Source organism: Tateyamaria sp. (assembly GCF_059783535.1).
This window is the reverse complement of the sequence record NZ_JBYNDP010000012.1, coordinates 1-21,264: the sequence shown is the minus strand read 5'-3', so window position 1 is coordinate 21,264 and position 21,264 is coordinate 1. Positions and strand designations below refer to the sequence as shown.

Annotated in this window: 20 protein-coding genes and 1 pseudogene; 8 read left to right on the top strand and 13 right to left on the bottom strand. The window is 59.1% G+C overall.

The genetic code is table 11. The annotated features are described in order from the left end of the window. Window positions 1-23: 23 nt before the first annotated feature. From AC6RA8_RS04410 to AC6RA8_RS04390, 5 genes are all read right to left on the bottom strand, one after another. Window positions 24-758: a methyltransferase domain-containing protein gene (locus tag AC6RA8_RS04410; RefSeq protein ID WP_500350911.1), complete on the bottom strand. Its 735-nt coding sequence runs from the start codon at window positions 756-758 to the stop codon at window positions 24-26. Between the two features lie 178 nt (window positions 759-936). Beyond that, window positions 937-1,422: a periplasmic heavy metal sensor gene (locus AC6RA8_RS04405; protein ID WP_500350910.1), complete on the bottom strand. Its 486-nt coding sequence runs from the start codon at window positions 1,420-1,422 to the stop codon at window positions 937-939. A gap of 2 nt (window positions 1,423-1,424) precedes the next feature. After that, on the bottom strand, window positions 1,425-1,802 hold the full coding sequence (locus tag AC6RA8_RS04400) for a hypothetical protein (protein ID WP_500350909.1): 378 nt from the start codon (window positions 1,800-1,802) through the stop codon (window positions 1,425-1,427). Then, window positions 1,799-2,386 (bottom strand): RNA polymerase sigma factor, encoded by a 588-nt coding sequence (locus tag AC6RA8_RS04395; protein ID WP_500350908.1) that lies wholly within the window; start codon window positions 2,384-2,386, stop codon window positions 1,799-1,801. Before AC6RA8_RS04395 ends, AC6RA8_RS04400 begins: the two co-directional genes overlap by 4 nt. Window positions 2,387-2,442: 56 nt before the next feature. Continuing rightward, a complete protein-coding gene (locus tag AC6RA8_RS04390; protein WP_500350907.1) occupies window positions 2,443-2,889 on the bottom strand; it encodes an EF-hand domain-containing protein in 447 nt (148 codons plus the stop codon). A 216-nt stretch (window positions 2,890-3,105) separates the two neighbouring features. Here AC6RA8_RS04390 and AC6RA8_RS04385 point away from each other — a divergent pair, with 216 nt between their 5' ends. Together AC6RA8_RS04385 and AC6RA8_RS04380 are read left to right on the top strand one after the other, a co-directional pair. Continuing rightward, window positions 3,106-3,504: a DUF983 domain-containing protein gene (locus AC6RA8_RS04385; RefSeq protein ID WP_500350906.1), complete on the top strand. Its 399-nt coding sequence runs from the start codon at window positions 3,106-3,108 to the stop codon at window positions 3,502-3,504. A gap of 39 nt (window positions 3,505-3,543) precedes the next feature. Further along, window positions 3,544-4,239 carry an NUDIX hydrolase gene (locus tag AC6RA8_RS04380; RefSeq protein ID WP_500350905.1) on the top strand — a complete coding sequence of 232 codons (696 nt, stop codon included), beginning with the start codon at window positions 3,544-3,546 and terminating at the stop codon, window positions 4,237-4,239. Here AC6RA8_RS04380 and AC6RA8_RS04375 read toward each other — a convergent pair. Both AC6RA8_RS04375 and AC6RA8_RS04370 read right to left on the bottom strand, forming a co-directional pair. Beyond that, window positions 4,236-5,138 (bottom strand): EamA family transporter, encoded by a 903-nt coding sequence (locus AC6RA8_RS04375; RefSeq protein WP_500350904.1) that lies wholly within the window; start codon window positions 5,136-5,138, stop codon window positions 4,236-4,238. The genes AC6RA8_RS04380 and AC6RA8_RS04375 overlap by 4 nt on opposite strands. 16 nt (window positions 5,139-5,154) lie before the next feature. Then, window positions 5,155-6,075, bottom strand: coding sequence for a fatty acid desaturase (locus AC6RA8_RS04370; protein ID WP_500350903.1), 921 nt, complete (start codon window positions 6,073-6,075; stop codon window positions 5,155-5,157). A 106-nt stretch (window positions 6,076-6,181) separates the two neighbouring features. Here AC6RA8_RS04370 and AC6RA8_RS04365 point away from each other — a divergent pair, with 106 nt between their 5' ends. Continuing rightward, complete coding sequence (locus tag AC6RA8_RS04365) at window positions 6,182-7,042, top strand: helix-turn-helix domain-containing protein (RefSeq protein WP_500350902.1); 861 nt, start codon at window positions 6,182-6,184, stop codon at window positions 7,040-7,042. Between the two features lie 61 nt (window positions 7,043-7,103). Here the strand turns inward: AC6RA8_RS04365 and AC6RA8_RS04360 are convergent. The 4 genes and pseudogenes from AC6RA8_RS04360 to bcoG form a co-directional block, all read right to left on the bottom strand. After that, window positions 7,104-7,849, bottom strand: a pseudogene (locus AC6RA8_RS04360) (SDR family oxidoreductase). Next, entirely contained in the window at window positions 7,846-9,321 is a 1,476-nt protein-coding gene (locus AC6RA8_RS04355) for a carnitine 3-dehydrogenase (RefSeq protein WP_500350901.1), read from the bottom strand. The pseudogene AC6RA8_RS04360 and the gene AC6RA8_RS04355 overlap by 4 nt, the downstream one beginning before the upstream one ends. 256 nt (window positions 9,322-9,577) lie before the next feature. Beyond that, window positions 9,578-10,000: a hypothetical protein gene (locus AC6RA8_RS04350; RefSeq protein ID WP_500350900.1), complete on the bottom strand. Its 423-nt coding sequence runs from the start codon at window positions 9,998-10,000 to the stop codon at window positions 9,578-9,580. A 137-nt stretch (window positions 10,001-10,137) separates the two neighbouring features. Continuing rightward, window positions 10,138-11,052, bottom strand: coding sequence for a 3-dehydrocarnitine:acetyl-CoA trimethylamine transferase BcoG (gene bcoG / locus AC6RA8_RS04345; protein WP_500350899.1), 915 nt, complete (start codon window positions 11,050-11,052; stop codon window positions 10,138-10,140). Window positions 11,053-11,122: 70 nt separating this feature from the next. Here bcoG and AC6RA8_RS04340 point away from each other — a divergent pair, with 70 nt between their 5' ends. After that, window positions 11,123-12,070 carry a GlxA family transcriptional regulator gene (locus tag AC6RA8_RS04340; RefSeq protein WP_500350898.1) on the top strand — a complete coding sequence of 316 codons (948 nt, stop codon included), beginning with the start codon at window positions 11,123-11,125 and terminating at the stop codon, window positions 12,068-12,070. Window positions 12,071-12,181: 111 nt separating this feature from the next. Here AC6RA8_RS04340 and AC6RA8_RS04335 read toward each other — a convergent pair whose 3' ends face one another. Beyond that, window positions 12,182-13,225, bottom strand: coding sequence for an aldo/keto reductase (locus AC6RA8_RS04335; RefSeq protein WP_500350897.1), 1,044 nt, complete (start codon window positions 13,223-13,225; stop codon window positions 12,182-12,184). Window positions 13,226-13,348: 123 nt separating this feature from the next. On the opposite strand from AC6RA8_RS04335, the gene AC6RA8_RS04330 reads away from it, so the two are divergent. From AC6RA8_RS04330 to metG, 4 genes are all read left to right on the top strand, one after another. Then, a complete protein-coding gene (locus tag AC6RA8_RS04330) occupies window positions 13,349-13,990 on the top strand; it encodes an ImuA family protein (protein ID WP_500350896.1) in 642 nt (213 codons plus the stop codon). A gap of 62 nt (window positions 13,991-14,052) precedes the next feature. Continuing rightward, window positions 14,053-14,640 (top strand): YceI family protein, encoded by a 588-nt coding sequence (locus AC6RA8_RS04325; RefSeq protein ID WP_500350895.1) that lies wholly within the window; start codon window positions 14,053-14,055, stop codon window positions 14,638-14,640. Between the two features lie 67 nt (window positions 14,641-14,707). Further along, on the top strand, window positions 14,708-15,931 hold the full coding sequence (locus AC6RA8_RS04320; RefSeq protein WP_500350894.1) for an MFS transporter: 1,224 nt from the start codon (window positions 14,708-14,710) through the stop codon (window positions 15,929-15,931). A 60-nt stretch (window positions 15,932-15,991) separates the two neighbouring features. After that, on the top strand, window positions 15,992-17,704 hold the full coding sequence (gene metG / locus AC6RA8_RS04315; RefSeq protein WP_500350893.1) for a methionine--tRNA ligase: 1,713 nt from the start codon (window positions 15,992-15,994) through the stop codon (window positions 17,702-17,704). Between the two features lie 217 nt (window positions 17,705-17,921). On the opposite strand, the gene AC6RA8_RS04310 is transcribed toward metG, so the two are convergent. Next, the gene (locus tag AC6RA8_RS04310) at window positions 17,922-19,952 is read right to left on the bottom strand and encodes a methyl-accepting chemotaxis protein (protein WP_500350892.1); all 2,031 of its coding nucleotides are present in this window, start codon (window positions 19,950-19,952) and stop codon (window positions 17,922-17,924) included. Window positions 19,953-21,264: the final 1,312 nt, after the last annotated feature.

Here is a 21,264-nt window from a genome sequence, read left to right as displayed (position 1 = left end):
ACAGCCCTATCGGGATTTGACAATCATTCCCCGAGTTTTCTCCAAACCGAGATGTGGCTTTCGCTCAGATTCGTGAAGGGCGCCCGCTCCCAATCGGCCCACCGATATTCCAGCTCCAACCCGGCCAATTGCGCCATCAGGTCCAATTCGGACGGCCAGACATAGCGAAACCGGATCGACAAGTGCTGATGCTGGTCGCCGTTCATCCAGACATGATTGGAGGAGTAACGCTGTGTAACCAAATCGTAGTCGTCCACACCGAAATGATCACTGCTGCAGGCAAAGGCCATCTTGGTCTCACCAAATGGAATGCGCTGCAGGGGTGGCACGCGGGTTTCAATCAGGAACCGCCCACCTTTGCCCAAATGCCGTGCCGCGTTTTTGAAACAGGCGATCTGGGCCTCTTGCGTGACAAGGTTGTCAATCGTGTTGAACACGAGGAACACGAGCGAAAACTGCCCCGGCACCTGCGCAGATGTCATATCCCCAATCGCGGCATCCATCGGCGGGCCGGTTTCCTTTTTGCGAAGCTCGGCCACCATCGCTTTGGACAATTCGATACCCTTCACGTCCACGCCTGACGCTCGCAAAGGCAAAGCGATGCGTCCCGTTCCAACCGCAAATTCAAGCACGCTACCCGCGCCCGCCAGATCCTTGAGGCAACTAACGGTCCGTTCAATAAGTGCCGGATCGTCACCGCCGTGATCCCGATCATAGCTTTCCGCCACTGCCTCACCGAAATATCCGTCTTCATCCATTTTTGAATCTTCACCCCAAGACCCGCGCGGGTCATGCCCGTCCTCTGGATGTTACCAATTCGGTGCGGGAGGCGCAGAGTATATTTTGCGTCACAGCCGCGCGACCGAGAAATACCCACCATCTTGCCCAAGATCGGACTGCAAACGGGCTCCGAATATCGGCTAGGTGCAACGTTTCTCAATCGCTCTTGCGCGGTTTGCGCTTGCCACCTTTCGCAACCATTTCCTCAACACTGTCAGCATAGGCACGGCGGTCGTCGTCGGACATGGCACCGACCCTGTCCAGCCATTCGTCTTGCGCAACCTTCTGAACCTGTTCAACACCACGCGCCTGCCGCTCAAGTATCGATGCAACAGCCGCCCGATCAAAACTGTCCGCCCGGAGCAGCGCGACCATCTCACCATAGGCGGCACGACGGGCACCACGACCGGGCAGGTCCCTGTCGCCACGTATGGCACCGAAAACAGCGCGCCGGTCTTCCTTGGGCAAGGACAGAATGTAAGGCATCGCATAGCCCATGCCCGGCCCTTTGCCGCCCAACGGTCCGCCGCTCAGGAACACACCGCCGACAAGGCCCGCGATGCCCAGATTGATCGCAAGGGAAAGGCCCAACAGGATTTTCACCCAGACCGGGCAGCGGCGTTCGATTTGTGTCTCTGCCATGCTCAGCCCTCCTCTAATGCCCAGCCAAAGGCATCAAGGCCCAGGTCGGTGTCATAATATGCCTCATCATAGCCAAGGGTCCAAAGTGCATCGACACCCGTGTCGCCAACCGCGCCAAGGCCAATGACAAAGCCGGTCGCGGTTGCAGCCACCAACCCGCTGACGGCGCCCCACCCCCCAATGCCGCGGACAATCTGCTGCCACCAGGGGGCGGCCAGCACGCGCCCACCGGGGGCGGGCAAATGTGCCTCGGCGTCGGTCAGCACCCGGGCCACCAGATCACCGGAGGGATCAGGCACAGGCAAGGCCGCAAGCTCGTCCAGCATCTGGTCGATCCCGTCGGGATCAGGCTTTTCTGGCGCGACTGTCATATCCATCATCCTTCATATCCAAGGGCGGCCACCCGCCCTTTCAAAGCTGCTGCAAGGGCGCGCTTTGCCCGTGCGGTCAGGCTTTCCACAGCCTCTACGCTGATGCCCAACTGCTCCGCAATCTCGGGGTTTGACGCCCCTTCAAAATGGCGCAGTGTCAGGGCCAGACGCTGGCGTTCTGGCAGCGCCGCAATGGCAGCGCGCAGCGCGGCGTGGCGCGCCTGCTCCTGCAACCTTGCTTCCGCTCCCGGTGCAGGATCTTCCGGTTCTGCCACATCGTCCAGTGCGACGCCGCCCCGACCGTGTTTTCGAAATCGATCCGTGCACAGGTTCGACACGACCCGGTACAGCCAGGTCGACACGTGCGCTTCGCCGGTTCGCCACTCCGGCGCAATGCGCCACAACCGCAACATGGCCTCCTGCACGACATCTTCCGCCTCTGACCTGTCGCCCAACATGCGAAAGGCCTGCGCATGCGCGCGCGGTGCCAACCGAACGGTCAAGGCACGGGCCGCACCAGCATCACCGCGCGCATAGCGGGCAAGCAATGCGGCATCATCCTCGTCCGGGCGTGCGTCAAGCGGCATCGTCATAACTCCGGCAACCTGCCCGGCCCCGCCCCTCTGAACAAGGGGCGAGGCCTGCGCCCTTAGTTATTGTCGCGTGACTTGGGGCCACGCTTGCGCATCTCCGCGCGGGCCTGCTCAAACTCTTCCTGCGAAATCCCGCCGCTGTTGTCGGCATCAAGACGCTCGAACATGCGGGCCGGGTCGCGGCGATTGTTCTGCATTTCCTCAGGCGACAGCTTGCCGTCCTCATTCGCGTCCATGCGGGACATGATACGCTCTGCCCGAGATTTTGCGCGCTCACTGGCGCTTGCTTCCAGCTCGGACACGGTCAGGAATCCGTCGTCGTCAGTATCAGCTTCTGCAAAGCGCGCCTGGCCAATTGCCTGCATCTCTTCCAGGGTCACTTCGCCACTGCCATCAGCGTCCAAAGCGGAAAAGTCAGGACCACGATCACGCGCCATGGCCGACAAGGTGGTAAGCCCAACCGCCGCTGCAGCGATAGCTGCGATGAATGTGCTGCGTTGCATTATGTGTACTCCGTTTTTGCCTCAGGTCCGGCCGGTCGATCCCGCCGCCCTATGCAACCTCAAACGGTGGCTGCTCTACGTTCCGTCGAAAAAAATTTGCACGTGCTGAGTCGCAACCGGCTCAGAACGCGACATCGGGACGCAAGGACAGATTGCGGCATTCCGTTTTGCCGCCCGCGCCCCCATGTTCTGGGAACCTCCAAAAAGGCGGACGCCATGCAAACCGAGCAAACAACGATCCCGACCGAAGTCCAACGGCCCCTGCGGCCGGCGTTGATGCGTGGTTGGCAACGCAAGTGCCCCCGTTGTGGCAACGGAAGGCTGTTGAAAGGCTACCTCAAGCTCGCCGACACCTGCCCTGTTTGCAAGCTCGACTACACCCACGCACGGGCTGACGATGGCCCTGCATATCTGACGATCCTGCTGGTCGGGCACCTGATGGCTCCCCTCCTGCACGTGGTGTTTGTCCATTGGCGACCCGAGCCACTGGTGCTGTTTACGATTTTTGCAGTTGGCTGCGTGGGCTTGTCCCTCTACCTTCTGCCAAGGCTCAAGGGGGCCATCGTCGGGTTCCAGTGGGCGCGGTCGATGGGCGGCTTCGGCCGCGCCGGGTAGCACCTGCACCCTGGCACCGACATCGGCCAAAGGGGTGACATGACCGCAATCGACAAGACCCAAATTCGGAATGCATCCACGGTCATCGTGCTGCGCGACAGGATGACAAAGCCACGTATCCTCATGGGGCAGCGTGGTGCCAATGCTGCCTTCATGCCGAACAAATTCGTCTTTCCGGGCGGCGCGGTCGACGTAGGTGACCACGCCATCCCGCTCGCATCAACGCTCTTGTCGCCCAACGACACACGGCTCGCAGAAGATGGGGAACCCCATCTCGGGCCAGCCCTCGCCGCTGCGGCGATACGCGAACTATTTGAAGAAACCGGGCAAATCCTTGGGCAACCCGGCAACTGGCCGGATGCACCCCCCGATTGGACACAGTTTGCATCTGCAGGCTACCGGCCGCACGCCGCCCCGCTGCAATTCGTCTTTCGCGCGCTGACCCCACCCGGCCGCCCGCGCCGCTTTGATGCCCGGTTCTTCCTGATCGACGCCCAGGACATTGCCTCCGACCTCGACGATTTCAGCCGTGCCTCGGACGAGCTGTCGCATCTGCAGTGGATCGCGCTCGACGACGTGCGTGGCTTTGACATGCCCTTCATCACCGAAGTGGTGTTGGCCGAAATCGCGGCGCGTGTGACTGACCCGGCCCCGCCACCAAGCGTGCCATATTTCAAGAACAATGATGAAGAGAGCCTGTTCCTCCGCCTGCGCGGCCATCCCATGACGGACTAGATCGCAAGCACCAGCAACAGGATTGACCCCAGCAGAACGGCCATGCCAATCCATTCCCGCGAGGTGATGGCCTCGCGAAAGAGCAGAACGCTGACCAGCGCACTCATGACAAGTTCGATCTGCCCAACCGCCTTGACGTAAGCCGCGCTTTGTAGCGTGAAGGCAAAGAACCAGCAGAACGATCCGGCCATCGACATCAAACCGACCCACACCGCAATCTTGCGCGCGGACCACACCGCCCTGACCTGACCCGGATCACGCCACCGCAGCCAAAGAACCATGGCAATGGTCTGCATCGCCGTCACGGCAGCGAGCGTCAGCCCCGCCCGGGCAATTGGATCATCAAGCCCAAGGCTGAGCGACGCGCCACGGTAGCTGACACCGGACACGGCAAACAGCAATCCGGCCGCCAGCCCGAGCCCAGTGGCCCGGTTTGCCATGTCGCGCCAGTCCCACCGCACGGGTTCGGGCGGGGCTGACAGCAGCAGCACTCCCACAAGACCCAGGCCAATGGCGGCAAAGCCCAGCCAGCTGACCGCATCACCCAACACGATCCAGCCCACCAGGACGGCTTGGATAACCTCGGTCTTCTTGAACGTGATGCCGACCGCGAAGTTGCGTGCCTTGAACAGGCTGACCGTGGCCACCGTCGCAAGAATTTGCGCGAGCCCCCCAATGGCTGCGAACATCCAGAATTGTGGTCCAAACGCGGGCCAGAGGGCGCCAGTGCTGCGCATATAGAGCACAATCAAAACAGCAATCAGCGGTGCGGAATACAGAAAACGCGCAAGCGTCGCACCCGCCGCGCTCAGCGTGCCAAGGGACAGTTGCCGCTGCAGCATGAACCGCAGCGTCTGAAACATCGCCGCAGCGACTGAAATGGGAATCCAAAGGGCCATGGCCTTCTATGGCGGCTCAGCGGTCCGAGGACCAGAGCGGATGCGGCACCGGATCCTTGGCACGCAGGAAGTATCGGACAAACACGTCCCGGTACGAGGCATAGCGATACCCCTCGTTGCAGGTTAGGTATCGGTCGCGATTGGCCCGGTAGAGCGCGGGCAACCGGTACCATGGAACGCGCGGATGCATGTGGTGGACGACGTGGAAGTTGTTGTTCAGAAAAAGAAAAGCCAGCAGCCCGTGATCTTCCACAATCACCGTGCGGCCCCGGGCACGCTCATGCGCCTGATGCTCGAGAAACGTCCGGATTTTCAATACGGACACCGCCGCGTAACAGGCCGTCAGGTAGAGCCAGATGGGCATGGGACTTGACCAAACGACACACAGGACCGCGAAAACACCTGGCAGATGCACCAACCACCCACGCAACACCTGTGCATCACCGGCCCGGATCGCCCGCCAATCCTCGCGCATGAAACTGACCTGCGCCACGATTGGCCCCAACAGCATCCGACCCGCGAGCGTGTTGTTCAGCGCCAGTACACCCCGCAACAGGCGTGGCATCCGCCGCCACACCACTGGATCAACATAGTTCGTCTCGGGATCATCATAGGGATCAGTCAGGTTCGCATCCTGATGGTGCGCCAGATGCGTATCGCGAAACCGCAGGTACGGAATTAAGAGCCCCGGATTGACAACTACGAGGGCCTCGCTGGCCCACCGGGACGGAAACGGATGGCCATGCAGCACCTCGTGGGTCAGGGAAGCATGCAGGACAAGGGCAAACACCAGCACGCACCACGCCCATCCCACTGGTAAGACCATCAATGCCAACCCCCACAGCGCCATGCACACCAGCCACAGCGCCAAGGTGATCCACTCGACCTGCATGGGACGATCAAAGGGCAAGCGTCGGGACGACCGGCGTGAAGGCATTGGCAAGAGCTCCGGGAAGGGATGCCCAAACGCTACCGCGATCCCGTACAGCGGCGAATTCCGAATTGAGTTAACAATTCCGCCAGATGCAGATATTTATCATCATATGTCTGAAATTCTCGACAAACGCCTCCGAGCATCCCAGTTCCGCAACCGCCTGGCCCGTGCCATGCAGGACCAAAACATGTCTCAAAGCGCGCTGGCTCGCCATATCGGCACCGACCGATCCACCATCAGCCAAGCCCTCGGCGATGAAGGGGCGCGGCTGCCCGGCGCACAAGTGGTCGGGGCCTGCGCCCAGGCCCTTGGTGTCTCTGCCGATTGGCTGCTCGGCCTGTCCGATCGCCCCGAGAGCGCGGCCGCACTAACAGCCGCCGCACTCACACTGACCGAAGCCCCGCGCGCCCTGATCGACGAGCGTATCTTCTCGTGGCATCAGGAAGCGGCAGGCTACAAGATCCGGCACGTCCCCGCAGGTCTGCCCGACATGCTCAAGACGCAGGACATGCTGGAATGGGAATACCGCCCCCACCTCGGGCGGACCACCACGCAAGCCATTAATGCGTCCCGCGACCGGCTGAACTGGATGCGCGCAGCACAATCAGACTACGAAATCGCGCTGCCTCTCTTTGAACTGCACAGCTTCGCCGCGGGAACCGGCTATTACGCGGACCTACCGGGCAGCACACGACACGGCCAACTTGACCAGCTGCATGACCTGAGCACCCAACTCTATCCAAGGCTCCGTATCTACCTCTTTGATCAGCGCAAACTCTACTCGGCTCCAATCACCATCTTCGGCCCGCTCTTGGCTGTGATCTATACCGGAGGCCACTACATGGCCTTCCGTGACCGGGAAAGGATCGAAACGCTCTCTTTGCATTTCGATACGCTGATACGACAGGCATCGTTTACCGCCCGAGATATTCCGACCCACTTGGATGGTCTGCGCCATCTGATCACCTGAAGCGACGCAAGGATCGGCGGGCGGGCGCCTTTGCCAAAAGCAAACAGAGCCGCCCGACGGCCTACAGCTTCGGGTCCGGGTTCTCCGTATGACCGTCAACCGCAATCACCTGCCCCGAAACGCGCCGCGCCGCGTCCGAGCCCAGGAAAACCGCCATATCCGCGATATCCGACGCATCGACAAAACTGCGCATCGACGTTCCGGCGGCATAGCCATCATAAACCTGATCGCGGTCATCCCTTTGGCAGCCGTCTCACGCGCCAAGACACCCTCCATCCGCGACACTTCAACTGCACCCGGACAAATCGCATTGGCGCGTACGCCAAACGGCCCCGCCTCCATCGCGACTGTCTTCATCAATCCGATGACGGCCCACTTCGCCGCCGCATAGGGCGCACGATTGGGGTAGCCATGTATCCCGGCGGTCGAGGATGTGAACACGACAGAACCTCGACCTGCCGCCTTCATAGCCGGTAGACTATGTTTCACGGCCAGGAAGGCACCTTCCAGATTGACCGACACACAAGACCGCCAATCGCCCAAGGCCACATCCTCTACCCGCGCCGTTGGTCCGGCAATCCCGGCATTTGCACAGAGCGCATCCAACGTCCCGGCCTGGGACATCACACCCGCTACCCCATCCTCGTCCGAGGCATCGCAAAGGTGCGAAGACCAATGCACAGGCAAAGCCTTCAACGCAGCCGCATCCACATCTGTCACCCAAACCTCGAACCCGGCAGCGTCAAAAGCCTCGCCCATTGCACGACCGATCCCCGACACGCCGGCGGTGATCAAAACCCGGCTCATGGGCGCTGCCCGACGGCCCGGCCGACACCCTCGGGCGTAGGCAAATCCGCATGCGCCGCCGATACCCGTTCCAATGCTGCAACGATCGCGGCAGCAGGTTCCGAGGGACGGCGCGTCTCAAGGCTGACATGTAACAAGAAATGCTCCCCTGTCGCCAAAAGCCGCTCGTCCTCATACATCTCATGGAACAGGTGCAGCTTCTTGCCCGCCCCGGCCAAAACCTGTGTGCGCACCTCGATCACGGTACCGGCATGCACCTCGTCCACGTGGCGGATATGGGTCTCGGCCGTGAAATAGCTGCCCCCCGTCGCGATGTATTCCGCGTCACAGCCAATCATTTCCATGAAACGGTCCGTCGCATCGCCAAAGGCCTGCAAATACCGGGCCTCGTTCATGTGACCATTGTAATCCGTCCAGTCCAGCGGCACGGCCCGACGCACCGTCAGGATCGGCGCAGAGACATCCTCCAGATCGTCCACATGCGCCGCCAGAACGGTCCCGGCACGCAACTGCGACTCGTGGGCATTCATCACCGCACCCGCGCCCCAGTCATTGGCCTTCAACGCGCGCATCATGCCCACCAGATTGTCGTCCCGCGCTTTCAACATCTCGGCAATCGTCATGTGCCCGGATTGCGCGTCCGACTGACCGGCAATCAAATCCACCAACTCGTCTGTGAACTCCGGCACATCCATCAACTTGGTCCATGGCCATTTCAGGGCCGGACCAAATTGGGCCATGAAATGACGCATCCCAGCATCGCCGCCAGCCGTGCGGTAGGTGTCAAACAGCCCCATCTGCGCCCAGCGGATGCCAAAGCCCATGCGGATCGCCTCATCGATCTCCTCGGTCGTGGCAACACCATCCTTGACCAACCACAGTGCCTCGCGCCAGACGGCCTCAAGGAACCGATCCGCAATATGGGCGTCGATCTCCTTGCGGACCCGCAACGGGAAATGCCCAAGGGACCGCAGAATGCCCTCGGCTTTATCCACCAGTGCAGGATCAGTTGCAGATGACGGCACTACCTCGATCAGCGGCATCAGGTAGACGGGATTGAACGGATGGCAGACCATGATCTGCTCAGGCCGCGCCGCGCCCTCCTGCAACTCGCTCGGTTTGAAACCAGACGTGGACGATCCGATGATAGCGTCCGCAGGGCACACCGCTTGCAGGTCGGCCATTACCTTGTGTTTGATGTCCAGTCGCTCTGGCACGCTTTCCTGTATCCATGTCACCCCTGACACGGCTTCAGCCAGATCGTCGTGAAGGGTCAGCCGCCCCTCGGGGGGCAAGGCCACATCCGTCAGGCTCGGCAACGCCCGCCGCGCTTGCGCCAGCACCGGTGCCAGTTTCACGTCTGCCTCGGGATCCGGGTCAAACACCCGCACATCCCAACCATTCAGCAGAAACCGCGCGGCCCAGCCGCCGCCAATCACACCACCGCCGATGATCGCTGCAACTTTTCTCATTCTTTTCCTTGCTTCTTTTTCCTTGGCGGACTAACCCATCAAACATGACCAAACTGACACGGCATATCTGGTTCTATTATTGAACTTTTCTGAGGCTCCATTGGGCCTCTTTGCCATGTCGTGACGTCTGAATTCCTCAGAACCATCGCGACCACTTGGGTTCCCTTCTCCATGGCGGACTGTAAATCCGTGGCGGTAAAACGTTGGAGTGGTCTCCGCGAGAGGTTCGATTCCTCGGGAACCCACCATATCCATTTCAAATACCTGGCTTGCCATCACGCCAATCGGCCACGCGATACCCGTTAAAGTCCAAGACTTGCTCCGCAGCGCGGATCTGATCTGCACGCCGTTTTCCAACGCGCGTCACCACAAAGCCGAACCGTCCGTCCGGGTCCCCCAAAGCCGCCGTGTTGTGATCAGGGTCGATCCATACGACCCACAGATCGCGCTTGGATCTGTCATCATAGGTGATCTCCAAAACACCACGCCCAAGTGGCGTCACTTGTCCGTTGCGTGGTGCCCCGGTCTCGCTCCGCTCCCGCCATAAACCATCGGCAATTTCGAACCCTGCCAGTGCCCACTCGCCAGCGCCCGCCCGTTCGACCTGCCACTGTCCATCAAACCGCGCCTCTTCAAACCGGCTGATGGCCCCGATTGGTACGGTCGGGTTACGCAGCAATTGAGGGGCATCCGTAGGTGCAGGCGCGCAAGCAGCCAGCCATCCTATTGCGCAAAGGTTAACGATCAGGAGCCAAGGCGCCCGATGGGGGTGTATGGGGGGTGCACGCCTGGTGCACGGAGGGTGACACCCTGTCATTACGCTTTCGGCGCCCGTTTTGTCAGCCCCAGTTTCTCACGCACTTCGGCTGGTCCAATGACCCGCGCGCCCATGTTTTCTACAATGGTGCCCGCCCGTTCCACCAATTGCCAGTTCTGTGCCAGTTCGCCCTTTCCTAGCCACAGATTGTCCTCAAGACCGACCCGCACATTGCCGCCCGCCAGCACCGCCGCCGCGACATAGGCCATCTGGTTGCGCCCCAATGAAAAGGCCGAGAACGTCCAATCCTCCGGCACGTTGTTGACCATCGCCATGAATGTATTCAGGTCATCCGGCGCACCCCAGGGCACGCCCATGCACAGTTGAACCAGCGCGGGCGCGTCCAGAACACCATCCTTAACAAGTTGTTTTGCATACCATAAATGCCCGGTGTCAAAGGCTTCGATCTCGGGCTTCACACCCAGTTCGGTCATCATCCGCCCCATGGCCGTCAGCATGCCGGGCGTGTTTGTCATCACATAATCCGCCTCGGCAAAGTTCATGGTGCCGCAATCCAGAGTGCAAATCTCCGGCAGGCATTCCGCCACATGGGCCACCCGTTCGGACGCGCCTATCATGTCGGTTCCGTCATCTTTCAGCGGCAACGGGGCCTCGGTATCCCCAAACACCATATCTCCGCCCATTCCGGCCGTTAGGTTGAGGACAACATCCACATCCGCATCTCGGATACGATCCGTAACCTCGCGATAATACTCAAGTTTACGGCTAGGCACTCCTGTCTCGGGATCGCGCACATGGCAATGCACGATGGCCGCACCGGCCTTGGCCGCCGCGATCGCACTGTTCGCAATCTCTTCCGGACTGCGCGGTACATGAGGGCTGCGATCCTGCGTGCCGCCAGATCCGGTTACGGCACAGGTGATGAAAACCTCACGATTCATGGTCAGCGGCATGTGTCCCTCCTTGCATTCCGAGGCACTCTGCCATCCATTGCTATCATGACTTGTCAAAAAGCGAATTGATATGACAAAAACCGCAATCCTCGCTCTGCATAATACGAACACCCTTTCGCTTGCAGCAGCCGTGGACCCCCTGCGCGCCGCCAACCGACAATCCGAACGAAAGCTCTACGATTGGAGTTTCGCCACACCAACCAACGAAGACGTTCAGCTGACCAGCGGCCTGTCTGTGCCTGCTGCCCCGCTGCAACGCGTTGTCTCCTGCGATCTTCTGATCCTCGTGGCCGGGTTCAACGTGATCCCGCAAGCCACCCCGGTGCTGTTGTCGAGTATCCGACGCCTCACTGCACCTAACACTGTACTTATGACCATCGATGGCGGCGCTTGGCTGGCCGCGAAGGCTGGCCTGTTGGATGGGCACGCCGCCACCACACATTGGGAGGATTTGTCCGAGTTCTCTGCCACCTTCCCCGACATCACGCTACAAAACGCGAGGTTCGTGACGTCCGGCAAACGATGGACCAGCAGCGGCGCAGCACCGACCCTCGACATGATGCTACAACTGATCGAGGTCCAACACGGCAAATCATTGTCCGCGCGCGTCGCCGCTGGCTTCATCCATACACGCGCCCCAGCATCCACGGACCCGCAGATCCGGCACCCGGACGCACGCCGACATAGTGCACTGACACACAAGGCGCATGCCATTATGGAAGATGCGCTGGACGCCCCTATTCCGATCCCGACCATTGCAAAGAATCTTGGGCTAAGCACCCGCAGCCTGCAACTTCACTTCCAGCAAGTGCTTGGGATCACGCCAAAAACTCACTACCTGACCCTTCGACTGGCCGAAGCGCATAGACTGATCAAACATACGAAAACGCCACTGCACAGCATCGCCTTGGCAACAGGGTTCGGATCACAATCCAGCCTCGCCCGGGCGCATTCGGAAAGATACGGGGAAAGTCCTCGCGCAACACGAGCCGCCCATCAATTTGATCCACAGTTTTAAACTGGCCTTTTCGCCACCTTCAACTGGGTCGGCCTGCAACCATGCTTCCCTCCCCCGAGGGGAGGGCCAGGGTGGGGGTTACCGAGGATCGAATGCGTCAGCGCTTTCGGATCAATACGGCATCGGATGCGCCCGATGCGCAGTATCAAGATCGGCAAACACCTCGTCGCTCAACTGCACGTCAGCCGCACCGATAGCGACCTCCAGCTGGTCCATCGTTGTGGCTCCGAAGATGACCGAGCACATGAAGGGGCGCGTCATACACCAAGCTAAGGCCATCTGGCTTGGATCAAGACCATGTTTCTGCGCGACTCCCATGTAAGCATCGACAGCTTCGAAAGCCCGCTCGGTCTTGCGCCCGCCGAGATCAGGACTCAGCGTCAGTCGTGAGCCATCCGGCACGGCACCGCCCTGGTACTTTCCAGTCAAAAGCCCCGTCGCCAGAGGTGAAAAGGACAAAAGCCCCACATCTTCGTTCAGGCTCAACTCGGACATGTCCGTATCGTAAAATCTGCACATCAACGAGTATTCATTCTGAACCGAGGCGACGCGCGGCCCACCCGTACGTTCGGACGCAGCCAGCCACTGCGCTGTGCCCCAAGCGCTTTCATTGGACAGGCCAAAGGCGCGGATCGTTCCGCGGTCTACTTCAAGCTGCAATGCGCCGAGACAGTCCTCCATATTCTGACGTACGGCAGCGACATCATGGCCCGACGGGTCGTAGGCCCAGTTTTGTCGGAACATGTAGCTGCCGCGGTTGGGCCAGTGGAATTGATAGAGATCGATGTAGTCTGTCTGCAGCCGCTTCAGCGAACCTTCAACTGCATCCGGAATGGTTGCGCCGGAAATGTCGGCACCGTCCCGAACATGGCGCATGCCCGCCCCCGAATGTTTGGAGGCAAGGATCATCCGATCACGCGCACCGCCCCGTTCAAACCACTTGCCAATGATCTGTTCCGTGCGACCAATGGTTTCCTTGGCGATCGGGTTCACCGGGTACATCTCGGCCGTGTCGACAAAGTCGATGCCCGCCTCAAGCGCACGGTCGATCTGGGCGTGGCCTTCCTCGGTCGTGTTCTGCGTGCCCCAGGTCATTGACCCCAGACACAAGGCCGACACATCGATCCCCGTACGTCCCAGCTTACGTCGTTCCATGTCAGGCCCTCCTGTTGCGTCTGGGCGACCCTAGCGACCACACCCTTGGGGACAAGCCAAAAAACTCTGGGTTTTGTGCAAATCATAATTGAGAACATATCAAGAACACGCTACCGTATAGATATGCCATTGCCCACGTCACTTGCCCACCACACACAATCACGCGCACGCGCTTGCCTGCCCCTGCTGTCCGAAGGGATGCAGCACGGGCTTGGGCATGGGCTGGCAATGGGTCGGGTACACGAGGCTTGCGGCCCTGCCCGCCACCGGCTTGCCATGTGGCTGATGGCACAAACCAAAGGACCAGTGATCTGGATCACACCGGATTGGAGTACAGAGCACCTGAACCCTTGTGGGATGATGCCATCAATCGATCCGGCACGACTGATCATGGTTCATGCAAAGCGGGCTGACGATGTGTTGTGGAGTATGGAAGAGGTGTTGCGCAGCAGCGCTGTGCCCCTTGCCATCGCGGATATGCCTGGCCTGCCAGGCCTGACACCCGTCCGCCGCATGCATCTGGCGGCCAAAAACGGAGGGGCCGGCAAAGGCAATGCGCCACTCGGGCTTTTACTGACGCCTGGAATGGGCGGTGCACAGGGGGTCGAAAGCCGTTGGCATCTGGCCCCCGATCACCAAGGCAGCCAAGGCCGTTGGCACCTGACACGGCTGCGTGCACGCGCGGCACCTGAACAGACGTGGGAGATCACACGTCATCCAGATCACGCCCTTCCCCGCATCTCCGGATCAATCAAGGCTGCGTGACCGACGACTAAATCCGACATTGGAGTGTTACCTTTGCAGAACAACCCGCAGAGGACATCATCATGCACCGCCGCCACTTGCTGCTTTGTGCCCTGGCCACGCTCGCACCGCGCACCGTATGGGCCGCCCCAACCCCATATCGTCTGGGTTCCGGCGGCGCGACAATTACCTACACATTCATGCTGAACGGTGCGCCGGTCAAAGGAACAGTGCCTGTCAGTCAGGCTGATTTGACCGTCGATCCAAACAACCTGGACAAGTCCACAGCCCTTGTCAGCGCCGATGTGCGTCGTGCGCGCACCGGTCTGATCTTTGCGACGGAGGCGCTGAAATCACCTTCGGTTCTTGACGCGCAAAACCATCCCACCGCTCGCTTCCGATCAACAGGTGTAAAGTTGGGGCCCGGTGGGCGCCTCTCCAACGGCGCCATGCTCGAAGGTGACCTGACCTTGCGCGGTGTCACCCGCCGCATTCGCTTTGATGCGGGACTGTTTCGCCCTCGCGGCAGTTCAGCCGAGGACTTTAGCACTCTAACCGTCATGCTGAAAGGTCGTATCGATCGGCGCGAATTCGGCGCGACCGGCTATGCCAATCTGGTGGACAATACCGTCGGCATCGACATCGCTGCCGAAATTACTGCGGCTGGCTGAAAAACGACGCAGGCCCGTCGAATACCCGCTAGGCAAGCCACCCGACTCGCGCCACAAGGAGCGAGCTATGCGCATGCTCATCTCCTTCGCGGCCCTGTTTCTGTCGGTCATTTTACTGCAACTCAGTTCAGGCGCGCTGGGTCCGCTGGATGCACTATCCGGTATTGCGCTCGACTTCACACGGCAAGAGATCGGTCTGCTGGGGTCCGCCCACTTTCTGGGGTTCTTCATCGGGTGCTGGTGGGCGCCACGCCTGATGGGCAGCGTCGGGCACAGCCGCGCATTTGCTGCGTTTACTGCGGCAGGAGCCATCGGATTGATCGCTCATATGATGATCGTGGACCCAATGGCCTGGGCCATCATGCGTATCGCATCCGGTATGTGCGTCGCCGGTTGCTACACCGTGATCGAAGCGTGGTTGCAGGCCAAGGTCACGAATGCCACACGTGGCCGGACCATGGGCGTGTACCGGTTGATGGATATGGGCGCGTCCCTGGCAGCCCAACTCGTGATCGGGGTGCTCGAACCAGCCAGCTATGTCAGCTACAACTTGCTGGCCATTGTATGCTGTGCCGCCCTGCTCCCTTTGACGCTGACCAAGGTGAAGCAACCCGAAACGCCCAGCGCACCCCGCCTGCGCCCCAGACTGGCTGTCGAACGCTCTCCCTTGGCCGCCGCAGGTGTGGTTGTGGCCGCATTGTCCAGCGCATCCTTCCGCATGGTCGGCCCGATCTATGGTCAAGAAGTGGGATTAACGGCACAGCAAATTGCTTGGTTCATGGCTGCATTCGTATTGGGCGGTGCGCTCGCCCAATATCCCGTTGGTTGGCTCGCGGACAAATACGACCGCCGGTGGGTGTTGATCTGGCTTTCAGCAGCCGCCATGGGAAGCTGTGCCATCACCGCCCTTGCAACCAATCTTGATACGACAGGTGTGATGTTGACCGCCGGATTATTCGGGCTGACCACATTTCCCATCTACTCTGTTGCGGCAGCACATGCCCATGACTTTGCAGACGCGTCAGAACGGGTGGAACTGTCTGCCGCGCTGATGTTCTATTACGCTCTCGGCGCCATCGCAGCTCCATTGACCGCCTCAGCACTGATCGACCTATTCGGCCCACCTGCGCTCTTTGCGATGATCGCCGTGGGGCACGGCGTTCTGATCATATTTGGTCTGGCGCGGATGCGTTCCCGGGCAACCCCCACCGAGCGTACGCGGTACATCTATGCCCCACGCACATCCTTCCTGATCGGTCGTTTGACGGGCCGGAGCCGAGACCGCAAGTAACAGGTCTTTTCCACCGGGCATCTCACTGCTAAATGGGCCGCAACCATGCAAAGGCCTATCATGCAGCGTCATCTGATCACGTCCGCCATTCCCTACATCAACGGGATCAAGCACCTCGGCAACCTGGTGGGCAGCCAACTGCCCGCCGACCTTTATGCGCGCTACCAGCGTGCGCGGGGCAACGAGGTCTTGTTTCTGTGTGCAACCGATGAGCACGGAACGCCCGCTGAGCTTGCAGCGGCCAAGGCGGGCAAGCCGGTGGCTGAATACTGCGCAGAGATGCACACGATCCAGGCCGAGATTGCAAAGGGTTTTCGCCTCTCGTTTGACCATTTCGGGCGATCATCGTCGCCGCAGAACCATACTTTGACCCAGCACTTTGCTGGTCGGTTGGCTGACGCAGGTTTGATCCGCGAGGTCACAGAGAAGCAGGTTTATTCCAACGCGGATGGTCGCTTTCTCCCTGACCGGTACATCGAAGGCACGTGCCCGAACTGCGGCTATGACAAAGCACGCGGTGACCAATGCGAGAATTGCACCAAGCAACTCGACCCAACCGATCTGATCAATCCGCGCAGTGCCGTGTCCGGATCAACCGATCTTGAAGTGCGCGAGACCAAACATCTCTACCTCTGCCAATCGGCGCTCAAGGATGACCTGGACGTCTGGATTGACAGCAAGACAGATTGGCCCGTGCTGACCACGTCGATCGCCAAGAAGTGGTTGCACGATGGTGACGGCCTCCAGGACCGTGGGATCACAAGGGACCTGGACTGGGGCATCCCTGTGCGACGGGGCGACGCTGACTGGCCGGGCATGGAGGACAAGGTCTTCTACGTCTGGTTCGATGCACCCATCGAATACATCGCCTGCGCCGGAGAATGGTCAGAGGCGCAAGATGGCGCGGATTGGGAGCGTTGGTGGCGAACGGACAAAGGCGCAGATGACGTGCGCTACACCCAGTTCATGGGCAAGGACAACGTACCGTTCCATACGCTAAGTTTTCCAGCCACCATCCTTGGTTCCGGCGAGCCGTGGAAGATGGTCGATCACCTCAAGTCATTTAACTACCTGACTTACGATGGCGGCCAGTTCTCGACCAGCCAGGGGCGGGGTGTGTTCATGGACCAGGCGCTCGAGATCTTGCCAGCCGACTATTGGCGCTGGTGGTTACTGTCCAATTGTCCCGAGACATCGGATTCGGAATTCACGTGGGAGCTTTTCCAGCAAGGTGTGAACAAGGATCTCGCAGACGTCCTTGGCAATTTCGTAAGCCGCGTTACAAAATTCTGCCGGTCCAAGTTCGGGGAAACCGTTCCAGAGGGAGGCGTATTCGGTGAGCGTGAGGAGGCGCTGATCGCAGAATTAGACACCCGCCTCGCACGCTATGCACAGACGATGGACGCCAAGGAAGTGCGCAAATCAGCGCAAGAGCTTCGCGCCATCTGGGTCGCTGGGAACGAGTATCTCCAGGCTGCCGCCCCATGGGCAACCATCAAAGAGGACCCAGAGACAGCTGCCATGCAGATCCGTCTTGGCCTGAACCTGATCGCGTTCTATGCAACTCTGTCAGCGCCATTCATCCCGGATGCGGCCCAAAAGATGAACGCTGCACTGCGGATCGAAAAGGCACAATGGCCAGATAGCGCGACAGAGGCCCTCGCTAGCGTGTCGGCCGGGCAAAGCTTTGTCGTGCCCGAAAATCTTTTTACCAAGATCAGCGACGAAGACAGACAGGCCTGGCAAGAGCGTTTCGCCGGCAGCCGCGCTTGAGGGCGGCGCCTCCGGCGAACTTGCGCCGAAGATGTGAGTAACGTCGCCTCTTTTTTTGAATGAAGCGTCTTTGGAGAGCCGACCAGCAGTGCGGTCTAACGCTTGCTCATACCGGGGGGCGTTAGTACCGCAGATCCTGTCGTTCCAGCATTGCGCATGGGCGGTATCGTCACGCAATTCGCAGGTACATTTGCACATGCCGCGGTTGATCAAAGGGCTAAAACTCCTCCCATCCCGTCGGTTCCGCTGAATCACCATCGGAAGATTTAAGGGCGAGGGAACCATTCACTTGCAGCGCCTGCGCTACATCTGACAGTTCGGAACCGATGTCCGAAGGTTGCGTATCTTCAAATCGGACCAAGCCAATCTTGAATTGCGCGACAGCATCCGCAAGTGCATCTGCCTCACCCGTCAATGCATGGCTTGCCGCTGTGGTTTCTTCAAACATTGCCGCGTTCTGTTGTGTGACATGATCCAGTTCATTCACGGCTGCGTTAATCTCGTTCAAGCCCGCGGATTGTTGGCGTGTAGACGTTGCGATTTCGATCATTCGTTCAGAAATATCGGTAACAGAAGATACGATTGCTGACAGGGCGCTTCCGGTCCGATCGACCAGTTCAACGCCGTGCTGAACTTGTTCAGCGCTCGTGGAAATGAGCGTATTGATTTCCCGGGCCGCGTCAGAGGATCGTTGTGCCAAGGCTCGCACCTCGGTTGCAACAACGGCAAAACCGCGACCAGCCTCACCTGCTCGCGCCGCTTCTACACCTGCATTGAGAGCCAGCAAATTTGTCTGAAACGCAATGTCATCGATCATGGATGTGATCTTGGAAATCTCGTGAGACGACGTCTTGATGCCGTCCATCGCGCTGACCGCTTGACGCGCTATGTCTCCACCTTGCTCGGCATTGCGTTTTGCGTCTTCAGAGGTTTTGCTCGCCGCATCAGCGCCTTCAGCAGCGGAGCGAACGGAAGATGTAAGCTCATCCAACGCAGCTGCTGTTTCTTCGAGCGTCGCTGCTTGTCGCTCAGTGCGACGTGACAAATCATCTGCCGCGCAGGTGATTTCGTTTGTTTCACTCCGAATGGAGTTCACATTGTGCGTCACAGTCACCACTGCGTTGCGCAGACTTTTTAGTGCCCGGTTGAAGTCCAGCCGGAGCTTCTCGTATTCATCAGGAAACGGGTCTTTCAACTCGAGCGTCAAATTGCCTTCGGACAAATCTTGCAGGCCCTGCCCCAAGGCCGCCACAACAGCAGCCTGATCATGAGCAATCTGTACCTGATGATCCCGTGCATCCAGTACTTCCAACTCCGCCTCGGTCACGTCCGTTCCTATCAGGATGTAGCGCTCGATCGCCGTGTCTTCGGCGCGAACGCAGACAAAACCACCGTCAACGACCAGCCTTTCGCCACCGATAGACATGAGATGCATTTTGCCGTGCAGCCTTTCCCCTTGCTGTAAGGCCAACAGGACATCGTTTGGAATTTTTGGATCAGGTTGCTCCGCAGCAAACAAAGTGCCCAAAGTCATTTCCGCAAGATTTCCTGGTTCTAAATTCAAGCGCTTTTTGGCAACTCCATTTACGTCAGAACTTTTTCCGACGCTATCGAACTCTATGCGCATCTGTGTGCTGTCTATTCCCGCCAACAAGGCTGCGTCACGCTGTGCCGTCGTCTGATCCGACCATTCAACGACAGCACCAATCGTTCGCCCCATGTAGTCTTTTGTCTGGTTGAGATTCATGCGCACGTGCCTTTCACCGACCCGTAGCACCATGCTGTTGTTGCACGGGCTATCAGGATCACTCAGGGCATCGAGCAGTTCGACAACATCTTGCATCTCACCAAGATTGGTCCCAATCCACGCGTCTGACTGGGCTCCAGGCCACAACGCATTCAGGTCAGGCAAGAGGCTGTTCAGGAGCGCCGTGCAGGCGGGGTTGACGAAAATGACATGATTGGTTTCATCAACCATCATCATTGGCGCGGTCGACCCTTCAAATGCCGCACTTTTGAATGCGCTATCGCGTTGTCCCTTCGTAGCCTTCGCCAGTGCCAATCTGAACCCATCCAAACGGCGAGCCATGTTGCCGATTTCGTCACCGCGCTTTGTGCCCGGAACATCGATCTGATATTCCTTTCGCGCGATTGCGGACATCGCTTCAGTAAGCCCGTTTATTGGCCGCGACACGTCGTACCAAGCGTATGTAATGATCAGGGCCATAGCAAAAACGAAGACGGCCACAGCAACGGACGTCGCCAGCATCTGATTGCGCGCAAGAAATGCGATGACCTGCGCATCATCCCATGCCGTAACAACCGCCCCCGCGACCAATGCTTCCGGCCCGAATTTCACCGGATATGCAACCACCAGCCCATCCTCTGATGCAGAAACCCGACCGTTGTTGATCGCAACAGTCGCAAGAGAAGCCGCTTCAGGTGCAACTGCATCCATCTCAGGACTGCCAAACATCTGCAAACCGGTTGAATCGACAACCATCGCCCCCTGCACTTCGGGTTCGGCTGCGGCAATTACACTTTCAGTTATCTCTCTAACGGCAACCTCGTTTGCAAATTTGATGGAACCGCCCATCTGCATGGCGAGAAGCTCAGTCACATTTTGTGCGCGCGACACCAGCTCCGAGTGCAAAAGCTTGCGTTGCGCCGAATAGTCAAATGAAACCATCGCAGCAAGAACCGAGAGCGTGACCAGCGCAGTCATCAGCACTGCCTTCGCCATGAGTGAGTTCAAGCGGGGCAGGACAAGCAGGTTTCGACCTTTGACTTGCATGGCATGATCCTTGGCATTGCGCGCGGCAACACCGTTGCAGCGCCATGAACTGAACCACGTCCTTAGATCACCGCACTTACTTCCGCCTTAATGCGACAGCGGAACTCCATTTCGAATATGGAGAGAATTTTAGGAAATTTTGGAAAACTGTGTTTCGCAATTCCACTCACTCATACAAGCGACGCTTCACCAACGGCGTTGGCAGATTGCACGACAACTAAAGTGTTCATTGCTGGTGCGGACGGCGGGACTCGAACCCGCACGATCATACGATCGAGAGATTTTCTTACCTGCTACGGCTTTCGCCGCCGACGCAATCGCGTCGTTTGTGGTCTGGACTATCCCTTCACCATCTCCGGTCGCCCGGCCTTAGGTGCTGCCCGTCTAGTCTCTACACCTTCCGATCAGGACACAGCCCAACCGGCTTGGCTCGGGATTGGCATGGGCCAGATATGGCCGTTAGCTTTCCCCGAATTTGAGCAGTTCTACTCTCGAGGTTTCCCACGAGGCACTCAAAACATGGTTTAAGTCTCTTGTGTCTACCGATTCCACCACGTCCGCGTCTGCATAAGACGTTGCCACAGATTCTTGATGTTGGCCACGGTGGTTTCGCGCAAAAACTCAATACATGTTTTGCGGTACACAATTGGGTTGGAATGTCTGCATGTGCCTGAAACTATGCATCATTCTTCCGACATCATCCCTGACATGGGAACTACAATTCCTGACCTTCCGGGCCAAGCGGCGCCCCATCTGCCAACAAATG